This window comes from Olivibacter jilunii (assembly GCF_900607235.1).
GTDB lineage: Bacteria > Bacteroidota > Bacteroidia > Sphingobacteriales > Sphingobacteriaceae > Olivibacter > Olivibacter oleidegradans.
The window spans coordinates 68,776-83,085 of the sequence record NZ_LR027859.1 but is presented as its reverse complement, the minus strand read 5'-3'; the positions used below and the strand labels follow the sequence as shown (position 1 = coordinate 83,085).

14 protein-coding genes and 1 tRNA gene are annotated in these 14,310 nt (G+C 40.2%); 10 read left to right on the top strand and 5 right to left on the bottom strand.

Translation table 11 applies throughout. From position 1 onward, the window contains the following. Positions 1–4: 4 nt before the first annotated feature. Positions 5–967: a hypothetical protein gene (locus E0E36_RS25535; RefSeq protein WP_130858319.1), complete on the bottom strand. Its 963-nt coding sequence runs from the start codon at positions 965–967 to the stop codon at positions 5–7. A 177-nt stretch (positions 968–1,144) separates the two neighbouring features. Between E0E36_RS25535 and E0E36_RS25530 the strand changes: the two genes are divergently transcribed. After that, positions 1,145–1,495 (top strand): VOC family protein, encoded by a 351-nt coding sequence (locus E0E36_RS25530; protein ID WP_013663406.1) that lies wholly within the window; start codon positions 1,145–1,147, stop codon positions 1,493–1,495. Positions 1,496–1,545: 50 nt separating this feature from the next. On the opposite strand, the gene E0E36_RS25525 is transcribed toward E0E36_RS25530, so the two are convergent. After that, on the bottom strand, positions 1,546–2,739 hold the full coding sequence (locus E0E36_RS25525) for a pepsin/retropepsin-like aspartic protease family protein (protein WP_013663407.1): 1,194 nt from the start codon (positions 2,737–2,739) through the stop codon (positions 1,546–1,548). Between the two features lie 223 nt (positions 2,740–2,962). Then, complete coding sequence (locus E0E36_RS25520; RefSeq protein WP_165447083.1) at positions 2,963–3,532, bottom strand: porin family protein; 570 nt, start codon at positions 3,530–3,532, stop codon at positions 2,963–2,965. Positions 3,533–3,637: 105 nt separating this feature from the next. On the opposite strand from E0E36_RS25520, the gene nhaA reads away from it, so the two are divergent. Together nhaA and E0E36_RS25510 are read left to right on the top strand one after the other, a co-directional pair. Then, on the top strand, positions 3,638–4,822 hold the full coding sequence (gene nhaA, locus E0E36_RS25515; RefSeq protein WP_013663409.1) for a Na+/H+ antiporter NhaA: 1,185 nt from the start codon (positions 3,638–3,640) through the stop codon (positions 4,820–4,822). Positions 4,823–4,938: 116 nt separating this feature from the next. Then, positions 4,939–5,010 (top strand) — tRNA-Glu (locus E0E36_RS25510). Here the strand turns inward: E0E36_RS25510 and E0E36_RS25505 are convergent. Together E0E36_RS25505 and E0E36_RS27875 are read right to left on the bottom strand one after the other, a co-directional pair. Beyond that, positions 4,973–6,535: a recombinase family protein gene (locus tag E0E36_RS25505; RefSeq protein ID WP_130858355.1), complete on the bottom strand. Its 1,563-nt coding sequence runs from the start codon at positions 6,533–6,535 to the stop codon at positions 4,973–4,975. The two genes, E0E36_RS25510 and E0E36_RS25505, sit on opposite strands and share 38 nt — an antisense overlap. A gap of 28 nt (positions 6,536–6,563) precedes the next feature. Next, positions 6,564–6,728, bottom strand: coding sequence for a hypothetical protein (locus E0E36_RS27875; RefSeq protein ID WP_165447082.1), 165 nt, complete (start codon positions 6,726–6,728; stop codon positions 6,564–6,566). A 268-nt stretch (positions 6,729–6,996) separates the two neighbouring features. Here E0E36_RS27875 and E0E36_RS25500 point away from each other — a divergent pair, with 268 nt between their 5' ends. The 7 genes from E0E36_RS25500 (at position 6,997) to E0E36_RS25470 (ending at position 14,309) form a co-directional block, all read left to right on the top strand. Further along, on the top strand, positions 6,997–7,398 hold the full coding sequence (locus E0E36_RS25500) for an HYC_CC_PP family protein (RefSeq protein WP_130858317.1): 402 nt from the start codon (positions 6,997–6,999) through the stop codon (positions 7,396–7,398). A 99-nt stretch (positions 7,399–7,497) separates the two neighbouring features. After that, a complete protein-coding gene (locus E0E36_RS25495) occupies positions 7,498–7,887 on the top strand; it encodes a heavy-metal-associated domain-containing protein (RefSeq protein WP_130858316.1) in 390 nt (129 codons plus the stop codon). Between the two features lie 18 nt (positions 7,888–7,905). After that, positions 7,906–8,532 (top strand): DUF3347 domain-containing protein, encoded by a 627-nt coding sequence (locus tag E0E36_RS25490; RefSeq protein ID WP_130858315.1) that lies wholly within the window; start codon positions 7,906–7,908, stop codon positions 8,530–8,532. A gap of 101 nt (positions 8,533–8,633) precedes the next feature. Continuing rightward, positions 8,634–9,932, top strand: coding sequence for an efflux RND transporter permease subunit (locus tag E0E36_RS25485; RefSeq protein WP_130858314.1), 1,299 nt, complete (start codon positions 8,634–8,636; stop codon positions 9,930–9,932). 1 nt (position 9,933) lies between these two features. After that, positions 9,934–11,868 carry an efflux RND transporter permease subunit gene (locus tag E0E36_RS25480; protein ID WP_130858313.1) on the top strand — a complete coding sequence of 645 codons (1,935 nt, stop codon included), beginning with the start codon at positions 9,934–9,936 and terminating at the stop codon, positions 11,866–11,868. Next, positions 11,855–13,105, top strand: coding sequence for a TolC family protein (locus E0E36_RS25475; RefSeq protein ID WP_130858312.1), 1,251 nt, complete (start codon positions 11,855–11,857; stop codon positions 13,103–13,105). The genes E0E36_RS25480 and E0E36_RS25475 overlap by 14 nt, the downstream gene beginning before the upstream one ends. Next, positions 13,083–14,309, top strand: a complete 1,227-nt coding sequence (locus E0E36_RS25470) for an efflux RND transporter periplasmic adaptor subunit (RefSeq protein WP_130858311.1) — start codon at positions 13,083–13,085, stop codon at positions 14,307–14,309. Before E0E36_RS25475 ends, E0E36_RS25470 begins: the two co-directional genes overlap by 23 nt. Position 14,310: the final 1 nt, after the last annotated feature.

Here is a 14,310-nt window from a genome sequence, read left to right as displayed (position 1 = left end):
GAAATTAATCATTCAGATCCTTGCTAAAAGCTATTGTTTGGGGATCTTCTTCTAAATAAAAAATGTCTACCGTCTGTTGCTGAGTTATACTCACCTCCAGCAGACTTACGATTTTCTTAAGACTTACCCTATGCGTCCGACCCCTCTCGTCCTTAAAATCCAACTCAAACCGCACCTGTGGCTGTTCATTAATGTAAGTACCGGTTTGTTTTGCGCTTAAAATCCTCGCAGTAGCTTGCTTTCCATAGAAGATCAATCGTAATACATCCTTGGGTAAGCCACTAAGTTGTCCCAGTAAAGCATCCAAGCCGAGGAAGCTGAGCAATAAAATTAAAGGACATAATAATAAGGGATGCCAGAAGATAAGGAATCGCCACCCGGTGCCTCTGCTTTCCAATTGATAGGAGAAAATATAATAGGCGATAACAAGCCCTAAAGCCAATAACCATCCTATGATAGAAAGAAACATTTGACTTTTCCTTAATTCTACTTGCACCCCATCCGGTATGAAGACGGGGCTGCTTTTTAAGGTTTTATCAATCCGTAGTTTTATACGTTTACCTGCTTCGTATCGATTCTGTTGCGGCTTACTATCATTAATAGGTATTGTCTGTAAAACCTTCGTGCCTGAAAAATTCTCAAACCGCACCGATACCTCCAAGGTTTCAACGTCTTTTGCGACAGGTTTGAGCGTTTTCACGTCCACAATTTCCCCATCCTTTAACACGCCATCACGAAGCAGCGACTCAATATTTGATTTGGTCTGTAAAGTGAGTGCGATCCATCGCTGATAAAGCTTATATAAAACGATCGTCCACAATACCAGCGAAATTAACAGATAGGTTAAAGCCAACCAAGGATTTGTACCGTCTCCCCTTATTTCAGAATTGTAATTGATACTATAGTACAATATCATCGGAAAGGGAACCGCGAAGAAGAACATGTAAGCTTTCCAAAAGTAACTCATTATATTTCATTTTAAGGTCAACATGTTTGCAATACACATCCCAAAAAACACAACGATTTCAAAAGCAACGTTTACAATAATAAAGAAAGATTCTTAAATTAGGCTGATTGAACCCGGAAAACCCCTGTTTTCAGCTAGATAAATTTTCATCTAAGGGGACAAAGAAAAAGTAAGCTCATGAAGGTAAAACGTATTGTAGCAAATATAGAAACAGATAACATTGAATTGGCAGCAACCTTTTATGGTGACGTATTAGGCTTACAAAACGTGATGAACCATGGATGGATCGCAACTTATGCGTCCTCTGAAGAAAGCGGAACGCAGGTAAGTTTCGCCTCTCAGGGAGGAGACGGCCTGCCTGTACCGTATTTGTCTATCGAAGTGGACGACTTAGACCAAGCATTAACGGAAATAACAAAACATGGCTTTGAGATCATTTATGGACCTTCCCATGAACCTTGGGGAGTAAGGCGTTTTTTTGTAAAGGATCCTTTCGACAATATTATCAATATTCTATCTCATGAATAAGCCCCACTTCATCAAAGCTATCCGCATAGAAGTAAAATTAGGTTAAGTGACTAAAAAACTTGTTTTATACTTTTTATCTTGAACTTAAATATTAGCAGCTCTTCCTTTCGTCGTACCAGCAACATGACTTCCTTTTTTGGCCGCTGCAGCGCCTTTTTATATTGGGCAAAATTCACACTGAAATCACCATTTACAGCGAGCAACAAATCGCCAACTTTTAACCCGGCCAATTCTGCGGGTGACCCTTTCGCCACGCCTCCGATTTCTATGTTTCCATCAATTAATTGCAAGTCCAAGCCCGAATAGGCGTAATCAAACCGATCCCGAAAACTGTTATTAGGTATGAGGTGAATATCTCCCTTTTCATAGTTATAGATCATGTTAAAACGCCTGAAAATATCGTTCCCGATCAAGCCGCCCAAGTAGGGATAGGAAGTCACATCATACACATCATCAAAAATCAAGGTAGGGACATGTTTAAATTTGTACGGACCAAAACGGAGCTCCTTAATAACCGTTAAATCCATCTGTATCTTACCCCCCAAACCATGTCCTTCTTTCGGCCATAGCTTTCGATTCCATGCTAACAGTGTACTATCTTCAACGAACTCTTTCGAAAGCATAACACATACACCCGCACCGATATCGTGCAAAAAGCGCGCATTCACTTGGTGCTTATCTTTTAATAAGGCCCGCTGCACCACTAAACTTTTTATGTTAGGCCTTAAAAGAAAACCTCCCTTTGGATAACGAATGGTGCCTTGCGAGCAGATATGCATCAGGCTATCATCATAATTTATTTTCACTATATATCGGCTAAATAATGAGTAGCCAATGATCCCATCAACTTTAACCCCGTACACACTTGAAAGAAAAGAATAGTCGTTGATATGAAAATTTAAGCTATCAACCGTATATCCCGGGAACTTAAGATGCTGATTATATAGATAGCTAACCTGTTTAATGCCTGCAACGCCTCGGATGCGGGTGGCGCTTGGCGTCGGTTTCAATCCAAGAGAAACAACCGTGGAAGAATCCAGGGAAATACCCCCGCTCCCGGTATCTAAAATAAAATTTAATGTATCTGGAAAACCATTCAACAAGGCGGGCAAAACAACCACTCCACCCATTAAGGTTTTAAAATGCACCTCGCTTAATACTTGAGAAGGCGAAGGAACAATTTCTTCTTGCGCAGCACTACGCATATAGCCCACCAGTAATAAGGCAAAAAAGACGAGACGCATGTTCTGTTTATAAATGGTTATTAAAGTATAAAAATACTAAATAATTTTAAAAAGTAACAGGCCAATAATCGGGGAGATTAGAGGCCTGTCAACCAATTATAAACCTAAATTATGAAAGCACAAAGCTAATACTTTTTTCCATAAACACAAAATTTTCTAAGCTGTTATAACTTTTTTAAAAAACAACAAAAAGATAAGTGTCTACAAAACAATTTATTGTTACCTAAAAAATCTTAAATCCGACAGCTAATGAGTATATGCCTGTCTTTTGGCCAAGACGCTTGTCCAGATCGGTAAAACTTCTACTATAGCGCGCATCCAAGGTAATATTTCCTATGTCCACCCCCACATTAAAAACGCCGCCTATGTTGAATTTTTTAAAGTCGCCGGATTTAAACACATCCGGCTCATTCAGATTGTAACTAAAATCAGGCCCTAAAGAAACTCTTAACGCAAGTGCTTCTTGGTCCAGCAGCTTATATCCCAACATCAAAGGCACATTTAACTGGCTCAGCTTTGGATTATGCCTTTGGCCGTTGTATTGAAATTCATTGGAAAAATGTACAAAATTGAGCTCCGGTTGAAAAAAAACTGTTTGGCCTATGCGAGCGAATGCACCCGCCGTAAAACCTACCTTTCCTTTTTTGTCATTTAGTCCTTGTGCATCCGAATGAAGATTAGCGTAGTTGGCTCCTGCCTTTAAGCCAATGGTCCAATCCCCTACTTGCGCTTTTGTACTTGATGCACTTGTTACGATAATAGCGATAATCGCCAATAATTTAAACAGCTTCATAGTTCTCATATTATTTTAAAACTATGACACCTTTGCCCTTTCATACCCCTATAGTTTTACCATTTTTTCTGCCAAATACAGGCTTTTTTTGCTATTTTCGCCAGTATGGCTAAAATAATTAACTTCAAATCCTTTCAAGAGTTCTTAAAATCCGGTACTGCGGGTGGGGTAATTCTGATTCTTTGTGTTGTCATCTCCCTTATCATTGCCAACACAACCTTCAGTGGTGCTTTTAATAATTTTTTAGAAATGAAAGTAGGTTACCATTCTGAAACCCTTCATTTGGAATATCCTATTATCATTTGGATTAATGACGGATTAATGGCCATTTTCTTTCTCTTAGTAGGCTTGGAAATTAAGCGGGAATTGGTAGAAGGTGAATTGGCATCGATCAAAAAGGCAACCTTACCTGTATTTGCTGCACTCGGTGGTGTAATCGCACCGGCATTGATCTATACCTTTTTCAATAAAAACTCGGAATTCGCAGGAGGTTGGGGCATTCCAATGGCAACTGACATAGCCTTCGCCTTGGCTATCATCACGCTCTTAGGCAATAAAGTACCTTCCTCATTGAAAATATTCTTGGCGGCATTGGCTATTGTAGACGACTTAATGGCCATACTTGTTATTGCTATATTTTACTCAACCTCCCTGCAATATCAATACCTCCTATATGCCGGTCTATTGTTCGCCCTACTTTTGATTTTCAATAAGTTAGGAGTCAAAAAAATTATTTTTTACCTAATCCCGGGAATATTCATGTGGTATTTCATTCACCATTCAGGTATTCATGCAACGATTGCCGGTGTTCTTACAGCTTTTACCTTACCTACCACGCCGGACGCTACAGAGTCTCCTTTAGAAAAATTAGAGCATCTATTAGTAAAGCCGGTGAATTTCCTGATCATGCCGATATTCGCTTTGGCAAACACGAACATCAAATATGAAGATGGCATGCTAGAAGGTTTATTTACACCTTTAGGATTAGGAATAGCGCTTGGTTTGTTTCTTGGAAAGCCAGTCGGGATTACTGCTTTTTCCTGGTTAGCTGTTAAATTAAGAATTAGTAATCGACCACACGGTGCTTCTTGGAAACACATTTTAGGAGTCGGTATGCTGGGAGGAATTGGCTTTACCATGTCGATTTTTATTGCCATCTTATCTTTCGCGAATGCTACGCATGTATTAGCCGAAGCTAAATTTTCCATTTTAGCCGGTTCCGTATTATCCGGCATCGCGGGCAGCGTCCTACTACTGTTGACAAATAAGAAGGCTAAGAAAGCGCTGTAATTTTTATTTACTGATAGTCAAGCTCTAACAAAATATTTAAAATTTGTCTTTTGAAATATAAAATCCTTGTCTATCTTTGCAGACCGAAAAACGGACACGCATTCCGGAATAAAAAAGGCCCGTTCGTCTAGGGGTTAGGACGCAAGATTTTCATTCTTGAAACAGGGGTTCGATTCCCCTACGGGCTACCTCAGGGGAAAGATTCAAATTAAACGAATCTTTCCCTTTTTTTATTGCGTCTAATTCGTTGTTGATCAGTAAGATAAGCGATAGTGCTTCATTAAGCCGGACGGTTCGATGTTCTGTGCCGTCAAAGCACAGATTTTCCGGGTACATCGAACCAATGATTCTACGCTTCCCTTCTATATCTGCCTCCAAATAGTGCTTATCGATATTTGAATACATTTCTACTACGTTATCCAATAAGGTTTCTATGGTTCTTAAATTTTGGGACTTACTTGGGAGACCCGCCAATAGTGCTTCCAATTTTTTTAGTTCTTCACTACACTCTATTTTAATGATCTTAAAATCACTACTATCGATTTCATCCTTCATTAATTTTTTTCTGGCATTAGATAAAATAGCCTCTTGCTCTTCGATTTTTTTAAACAAAGTGGCACGTTCATCTAGTTCCTCGCGATTAGATAAACGATATTCCTCCAGAACAACCATTTTGAAAAGCTCACCTGCTTGGGGCATGATCTTGTACTTTAATAACTCCCTTTCAAAGTATCTGTTCACTTCCTCTGCCTTAAATCTACAGCCACAAGCTGAGGAGGAGCAGTGATAATAGTAATAATGCCGATTACGTCCCTTTGACGCACTTCCGGTTAGCATTCTGCTACAACTGGGACATTGAAGAAATCCTCTTAACGGTAGCATATCTTTGGAAACAACTTTTGTTGCGATAGGTCTTTTGTTACCATTCAATATGTCCTGTACCTTGTAGAAAAGAGCTTCAGAAATAATCGGCTGATGTTGGCCTTTAACAAATTCCATCTCTTCATTTTTGTAAGGAGGGACAATGATTATTCCGCAATATACAGGATTACGGATAATCTTCCAGAAGTTATTCCTTTCACATTTTAGCCCTTTTTCGTTTGCCATTTTACGTATCTGCTCAGCGGCATAGATACCTTTGGCCAGCTCTTCAAAAACCCACTTCATAATGTCTGCTTCCGGTCGTTTCGGCATGATATATTTTTTCCCATCGGGGGTAATTCTGTTTATATAACCTATGGTCGCTGTTCCCATCCACCGCCCTTCCCGTCTTGCCTTTCTCATTCCGTAAAAAACATTTAGTGCTCTCCTGTCATTTTCAACTTCCGGAACTGCCAAATAAATGGCAAGCATCATTTTGTTTTCCGGAATAGACACATCCACAGGTTGTTCAATCGAGTTAACTGTGACACTTAATGATCTCAATATTCCTATCATTTCGTAGGCGGCTTCTATGCTACGGCTGAATCTATCCCATTTGACGCAAAGTATCTGAACGGCCATCTTACGTTTTTTCTTTAGCTTTATCATCAACTTTTTCCATTCCGGACGGTTAAATGTCTTAGCTGAATGATCTTCACGGATGATGCCTAAAACTTCTATGCCGTTTAGAGTACAATATTGTAAGAGTCTGTCCTCCTGCTCGCTTAAAGAATAACCTCTTCTTGCTTGTTCGTCTGTACTTACTCGGATATAAAGGTACGTTGGTATCATGGCGCTTTTTTTTACATAAACGAATATACTAATCTTTATTAAAGTATTGATTCACTGTTAATTTAGCCAAAATACGCAAGAAATCCAAAATAATTTTCGCTTGATTCTCGTTTACTTCTAAACCGTTTTTAATCAAGATTTTCATAGCCTGTTCTGGAGCGATACTTCTTTTTTCCAAAAGCCGTTTTGCCATATTTGTTCTTATTTACAATAGACAAAATTGCTGACTATATTTAAAAGTATTTGACAACCCTTTGGTGACTGGCTAGAAGATGTAAAAATAAAAAGATCAGTTAGGCTACGTAAAAAGCAATTTACAATGCCCGTAAATTAAATCACTATGATATCTATTTAACCTATATTGTATTAATGATACAATTTTAATTGACAACGAAATTTTGTAAGATAACAACGGAATTATGTAATTTTTTATGTAAATTTTTTATTTACTTTGCAATGCTGTGAAGAAGATATTACTTATCATATTGACCCTTTTTTATCTCGGTACATCTACCGGATTTACCATGCATCTGCATTACTGCATGGAAAAACTGGTAGACACCTCCTTATGGCACGGCCAAGACGATGCCTGCGAAGTGTGCGGTATGATTAAGAAATCGAAGAAGAAAAATGACTGTTGCAAGGATGAGCATAAACAGGTAAAACTGGATAAAGTTCATAAAAGTTCGGAGAATACCTTTTTAGAATTCCAAAAAATCAGTTTCCTATTACCGAAAACTCCAAATGGTATTTCGAACTATCTGATTATTCCATCGGTAACCGAAGAGAATCTGGCAAGCAATTCGCCTCCCGCGGTGATCAAAACACCATTATACCTCAAAAACCAAGTTTTCCGAATTTAAAACTATTTCTACTTCTTTTTTTCGATCTCGTCTCAGATTCGAATAAGATGGCATTTCTATATGCCTGTAATAATCATTAAACATTTAATCCTTCTTATCATGAAATCTATCAGATTAATGCTAGTAGCTATTATGGCTATCATTGGAACCACTGTATACGGTCAGGAAAAAAACACATCTTTTAAAGTTTATGGCAATTGTGAAATGTGCAAAAAGCGCATTGAAAAGGCCGCCAATATTGAAGGTGTAAAAAGCGCGAGCTGGAATGTCGAAACAAAAATGATGACGTTAGCATTCAATGCGGACAAAGTATCCGAAAAAGATGTGCAGAAGCAAATCGCCAAGGCTGGGCACGATACACAAGGTCTCTCTGCCTCGGATGCTGCCTATGACAAGCTACCGGGGTGTTGTCAATACGATCGCAAAGATGCATCACAGGGTGAACATGAAGGGCATCAACAGGAAAAATCACAACCACATAATCATTAAACAATAAAAATAACTGAAATGAAAAATCTAATTTTTGGTGTGATGGCCGTCACAGCCTTCACTTTCGCTGCGTGTAATTCAAATTCAGAAAAGAAAACCGATGATCATCAAAATATGGAGACCATGGAAAATGTAGAACATCAAGCGGCCGATGGAAACACTAACATTACGGAGATCAAGGCCAGTTTTACGGATGTGGATCCAAAAGTGGCCTCATCGATAAAACAGATCGTCGATCATTATATCCATGTAAAAACTGCATTATCCAATGATGATGATAAAGAAGCTGCAAGTGGCGGTGAAGCAATGGTTGCAGCCATGAACCAGTTAGATAAATCTGTCTTAACTGCCGAACAAGCAGCACTTTATAACCAGAATGAAGCCGATCTGAAAGAGCATGCGGAACATATTGGTGAAAATGTGGGCAATATTAACCATCAACGAGAACATTTCATCATGATGAGCGAGGATGTATATGCGTTGGTGAAAGGCTTCGGAGCTGGACGAACATTGTATAATGCACATTGCCCTATGGCAAAAGATAATGAAGGCGCTATGTGGTTAACGGAATCGAATGAAATAAAAAATCCATATTTCGGAAGTAAAATGCTTAAGTGCGGGTCTGTTAAGGAAGTTATTAATTAGTTTATTTCGCCCGTGACGTAGTCACGGGTTACTTTTCAGGCTGCTCCGTTACTACAAATTAAACCATCAATTAGTTTTTACAGCAAAATTACTTTATCGATATGGTACATAAAGTTATCGAGTGGTCGTTACGTAACCGTTTTATCGTACTGATGTTAAGCCTGGGCATATTTGTCTGGGGAGTAATATCGGTAAAGAAGAATCCCATCGATGCCATTCCTGATCTGTCTGAAAATCAGGTGATCGTATTTACCGAATGGATGGGAAGGGCACCACAATTGATCGAGGACCAGATCACTTATCCCTTGGTTACAAACCTACAGGGATTACCCCGCATAAAATACGTTCGAGGAAGCTCAATGTTCGGTATGAGCTTTATTTATGTCATTTTTGACGACGATGTCGATATCTACTGGGCGCGTGAACGTGTATTGGAACGGCTAAGTACTGTTTCCAGTACCTTGCCAACAGGCGCAACCCCACAGCTCGGTCCGGATGGAACGGGAGTTGGACATATTTTATGGTATACCTTAGATGCACCCAAACTAGATCTTGGAGAACAGCGAGCTGTACAGGACTGGTACATTAAGTTTGCTTTGCAAAATGTTCAAGGAGTAAGTGAGATAGCTTCTTTCGGTGGTTTTCAAAAGCAATACCAAGTTACCGTTGATCCGAACAGACTTCTCTATTATAAATTATCTGTACCTGATGTTATCAACGCCGTGCGAACGAACAATAACGAAAGCGGAGGGCGAAAATTTGAAATGAGCGACATCGGCTACATTATTAAAACAAGCGGTTATCTACAATCTATAGAAGAAATCGAAAATATACCGGTTGCCAACCAAAACGGAAATCCCATCAAAATATCGGACATAGGCACCGTCCAGATGACCGGCGAGGCACGGTTGGGCATTTTCGATCAAGATGGGGAGGGCGAGCGTGTAGGTGGAATTGTTGTTATGCGTTACGGCGAGAATGCCGCTGAAGTGATAGATCGTATCAAGCTGAAAATGAAGGAAGTTGCAAAAGGACTCCCTGAAGGGGTCAAATTTGACATTGTGTATGACCGTGGAGAATTGATAAAGGAGTCGGTCGAATCAATTAAACGTACCTTGATAGAGGAGATGATCGTTGTTTCCATTGTGGTTATCATCTTCCTTTTCCATTGGAGAAGTGCTCTCAGTATCATTATCCAGATACCCATCACATTGGCCGTCAGTTTTATATTACTTAACGCGTTTGGAATTTCATCGAATATCATGTCATTGACCGGTATCGCGCTCGCTATAGGTGTCATCGTAGATAATGGTATTATCATGAGCGAAAATGCGTATAAACATCTGTCAGAGCGATACGAGCAGTGGGAATCATCCAATAAAAAGTCCAGCGAAATATAATATGAAGAAATTTAAAAATATATTCAAAAGATCGCCTCAATGGATTTCTGATGAAGAAAGAATAAAGGTCATTGAAAAAAGTAGCAAACAGGTAAGCCGGGGCGTCTTTTTTGCAACCGTTATCATTATAACCTCATTTTTGCCGGTTTTTATGTTGACTGGACAGGAAGGAAAACTGTTTCATCCTTTAGCTTATACCAAAACCTTCATTATGATTGTTGATGCATTTTTGGTTATTACTCTGGCCCCTGTGTTGATATCCTTTTTTATGAAAGGGAAGGTCAAGTCAGATGACGCAAACCCTGTCAACCGTTTTCTCAGCAGAATCTATGAGCCGATTATCCGGAAAGTATTAAAATGGAGGAAAACGACTATAGCCATTAATGTAATCGCTCTTTTAATAACTATTCCTTTACTTAAAAACTTAGGTACCGAGTTTATGCCCCCTTTGGATGAACAAAGCATTCTCTTCATGCCGGTTACGCTTCCAGATATAAGCAACAGTGAAGCGAAGCGCATTTTACAGGTCCAAGACAAAATCATTAAAAGTGTTCCGGAAGTAGAAAAGGTGCTCGGTAAGGCCGGTAGGGCAAGTACTTCAACGGATAACTCCCCTATCAGTATGATCGAAACCATTATTATGCTCAAGCCTAAAAGTCAATGGAGAGAAGGCATAACGAAGCAGGATATCATCGACGAATTGGATAAAAAGCTTCAGATTCCGGGGGTGGTGAATGGCTGGACACAACCCATTATCAATCGGATTAATATGTTGGCAACGGGTATCCGTACCGATGTGGGGATTAAAGTTTATGGACAGCAATTGGACAGCATAGCATCGGTCTCTGAACGTGTCAAAAACGTTCTGGAAGGGATTCGGGGTGTGCAGGATTTATACGTAGAGCCTATTACAGGTGGAAAATACTTAAATATAGATATTGACCGATCAGCATTATCCCGTTATGGTTTAACCGTCGATGATGTGAATCAAACCGTTGAATCGGCCTTAGGAGGTGCACCCATAGGACAGACCATCGAAGGCCGTCGGAGATTCAGCATAAACGTGAGGCTAAGTCAGGATTATAGAAACAGCATCACAAAAATCGAAAGAATTCCTCTTAAGAGTCCATCATTCGGAGAAGTTCCATTAAGCTCTGTTGCCAACGTCAAGTTTGAAACAGGTCCTCCTATGATCACGTCAGATAATGCGCTACTGCGAGGTGCTGTCATGTTCAATGTTCGTGACAGGGATCTGGGAAGTACGGTTAAAGAAGCTATTGACAAGATCAACGGCAGCAAGGGGTTAATGCCGGACGGTTATTTCTTAGAGTGGAGCGGGCAGTACGAAAATTTGATCAGAGGGCAGCAAACACTGTTATGGATTGCACCCATCGTGTTCGTGATTATATTTTTCGCCTTATATTTTGCCTTTCATTCTCTGCGGGAAGCGTTTTTAAGCCTTGTGACGATACCATTCGCGCTGATAGGTGGCGCTTATATGATTTACTTCTGGGGAGTCAATCTGTCCGTAGCCGTGGCAGTAGGATTTATAGCTCTGTTCGGAATTGCAGTAGAAACAGGTATTGTCATGGTCATTTATCTTAACGATGCCATGCAACAATTGGTCAAACTGAAAGGAAACAGTAGCGATACCATAACCAAAGAAGATTTAAGGGAATATGTAATACATGGTGCCGCTAAACGCCTCAGACCAAAATTGATGACGGTAAGTGTCGCTTTGTTCGGTTTGGTGCCGGTATTATGGGCAAATGGTGTAGGGATCGATGTCATGCAACCTATTGTACTTCCGATGATTGGAGGTGTTCTAACATCTTCTACGCACATCCTATTAGTCACTCCGTTGATATTTCTGATGACAAAAGAATATGAATTACGTAAATACGGAAAATTAGAAATATACGATGCAAACCATTAAGAAATTACTATTTATCCTCGTTTTATATCCTGTTTTCACTTACGGGCAAGACACATCTGTGTTACAGTTAGATACTATACTAAAACGCATTGATGAGCAAAATGAGCAACTGAAATCTTATTCGTTGAAAGCGGAAGGATTTCAGTATAGCGCAAAAGCGGCCACTTCGTGGATGGCTCCAATGGTTGGTGTAGGAACGTTTATGACACCATATCCGGGACAAGAAATTATGTCGGATAGCGATAAAGGATCGCTTATGCTGCAATTTGAACAGGATATTCCGAATCCATCAAAACTAAGGGGAAAACGGGATTTTATTGCCTCACAGGGAAAATCGGAAATGGAATCAAGAAAGGTCAAGCTCAATGAACTGAAAGCACAAGCCAAAATGCTTTATTATAGCTGGTTAGTTGCCGAAAAGCGCATCCATATACTCAGAGAAAATGTGGTTCTGATGAAAACCATGAAGGAAATAGAAGGGATTCGCTACGAATATAACCGATCTTCCCTAGGTAGCGTCTTTAAAGCAGATGCGCGCATAGAGGACACTGAGAATATAATCCGCATGCAAGAAGGGGAAATTGCCAAAGCCCGTGCATGGCTCAATAGCTTAATGAACCAGCCGGGGAATACCTTGTTCACAGTTGACACAACTTTTTCTCCGGAATTTACACCTCAAGCAAGTTTGGACACTTCCATTCTGGCTACAAGAAGAAAAGATATTACAAAGATGGATGCCGATATCGAAAGCATGCAACTGAACATACAATCCATGAAAAAGGAGTCAAAACCGGATTTTAAAATCCGCTTTGACCATATGTCCCCGTTGGGAAAAATGATGCCGAACGCTTATAGTATAATGGGAATGGTAAGTATACCAATAGCTCCCTGGAGCAGTAAGATGTACAAGAACGAGGTAAAAGCGATGGAGCTGAACGTACAGGCAATGCAAAAAGAAAGAACCGGCATGTTGGTGGAGAGTCAAGGTATGCTATATGGGATGCAGTACGAAATACTAAATATGCAGAAACAGATCAGCGCTATCGAGGAAAAAGTAATTCCGTCACTGAACCGCGCACTTGATGCAAATTTTCAAGCCTACCAAGAAAATAAACAGGAGCTCACCGTGGTAATCAATGACTGGGAAGCGGTAACTATGATGAGAAATTCGTTATTGGACGAAAAGCTTAAACTATACAAAATGATTGTAGATTATGAGAAAGAACTTTATAAATAAGCGTATAGTGCTTTTTTACTTGACGGCTCTGATCATTAGTTGTCGGCAGGAAAAACCCGATCAGGTTCCGAGTAAGGGGCATGAACAGCACGGAAAGTCCCCAGTAGATGCTAGTCTTCAATCGTTATTGAAACCGGTAAATGAACAGATTAAAACCAGTATATCGACTACTAAGGCCGATAGCGGTATACAGGTTTTGATGGTTGAAGTTCCCGGTAAAGTAACGTTGGATACCAGAAATAATACATCGATCAGCTCTCGTGTTGGAGGAAGAATTGAAAAACTGTATATAAAATATAACTATCAGCCTGTCAGGCGTGGCCAACTGATCATGCAAATATATTCTCCTGAACTGGTTTCAGCACAGCGGGAGTTATTACTGCTGAAGGGAAATAAAATGACCAACGAACAGTTATACAACAAGGCAATCAACAAACTTCGCTTTCTTGGGTTAACGCAGCAGCAGATTAATAGCATATTACAGAAAGGTCAACCGGACTATCGGGTGTCCATCTATAGTCCAGCGGATGGCTACATCTTGGAAAAAGGCACATCCCCAGCTCCGGTTACAGCGGCAGCTCTGGCTCCTAGCATAGATGGCGGTATGGAGGGGATGTCGAGAGGGAATTCCATGTCTCTAGGCAACGCAACAAGCACTCCAACCACTGCGACTACTACCCCACTGATACTACGGGAAGGGCAGTATATCAGCGTGGGCCAAGGATTGTTCAATATTTATACCAACAGGGATCTGATCGCAGAGTTTTCCATCGCTCCTCAACTGGCTACCATGGTCAAATTAAATGCAAGAATACTCTACAATAGCACAGCAAACCCGGGCAAAAGTTATTTGGATAGGGTTGAGCTACTCGAACCTACCTACAGGGCAGGGGAAAATTTCACGCTGGCGAGGGTTTATGGGGCAACCACGAATCTCCGGGTTGGTGAGTTACTACGTGGAAAAATCCCAACAACGATCACAAGCGGTTGGTGGCTTCCGAAGCAGGCGGTATTAAAATTGGGTAGCCGATCAATTGTATTCAAAAAACAGGGGAGCGTTTTTGTACCTACTGAAGTTAAAAGTGGTGTTACAGTCAATGGACAAGTTCAAATATTAAATAATATCGGCGAATGGTCCGTTGCGGAAAATGCCTATTATTTGGTAGATAGTGAAAGTTTCATCATCACGCAAAAAGACAGCTAAT

What these genes read in the sequence shown, in the direction of transcription:
- E0E36_RS25535 (WP_130858319.1), bottom strand. Translation starts at nt 967, where the DNA reads ATGAGTTACTTTTGGAAAGCTTACATGTTCTTCTTCGCGGTTCCCTTT.
- E0E36_RS25530 (WP_013663406.1), top strand. Translation starts at nt 1,145, where the DNA reads ATGAAGGTAAAACGTATTGTAGCAAATATAGAAACAGATAACATTGAA.
- E0E36_RS25525 (WP_013663407.1), bottom strand. Translation starts at nt 2,739, where the DNA reads ATGCGTCTCGTCTTTTTTGCCTTATTACTGGTGGGCTATATGCGTAGT.
- E0E36_RS25520 (WP_165447083.1), bottom strand. Translation starts at nt 3,532, where the DNA reads ATGAAGCTGTTTAAATTATTGGCGATTATCGCTATTATCGTAACAAGT.
- nhaA (WP_013663409.1), top strand. Translation starts at nt 3,638, where the DNA reads ATGGCTAAAATAATTAACTTCAAATCCTTTCAAGAGTTCTTAAAATCC.
- E0E36_RS25505 (WP_130858355.1), bottom strand. Translation starts at nt 6,535, where the DNA reads ATGATACCAACGTACCTTTATATCCGAGTAAGTACAGACGAACAAGCA.
- E0E36_RS27875 (WP_165447082.1), bottom strand. Translation starts at nt 6,728, where the DNA reads ATGGCAAAACGGCTTTTGGAAAAAAGAAGTATCGCTCCAGAACAGGCT.
- E0E36_RS25495 (WP_130858316.1), top strand. Translation starts at nt 7,498, where the DNA reads ATGAAATCTATCAGATTAATGCTAGTAGCTATTATGGCTATCATTGGA.
- E0E36_RS25490 (WP_130858315.1), top strand. Translation starts at nt 7,906, where the DNA reads ATGAAAAATCTAATTTTTGGTGTGATGGCCGTCACAGCCTTCACTTTC.
- E0E36_RS25485 (WP_130858314.1), top strand. Translation starts at nt 8,634, where the DNA reads ATGGTACATAAAGTTATCGAGTGGTCGTTACGTAACCGTTTTATCGTA.
- E0E36_RS25480 (WP_130858313.1), top strand. Translation starts at nt 9,934, where the DNA reads ATGAAGAAATTTAAAAATATATTCAAAAGATCGCCTCAATGGATTTCT.
- E0E36_RS25475 (WP_130858312.1), top strand. Translation starts at nt 11,855, where the DNA reads ATGCAAACCATTAAGAAATTACTATTTATCCTCGTTTTATATCCTGTT.
- E0E36_RS25470 (WP_130858311.1), top strand. Translation starts at nt 13,083, where the DNA reads ATGAGAAAGAACTTTATAAATAAGCGTATAGTGCTTTTTTACTTGACG.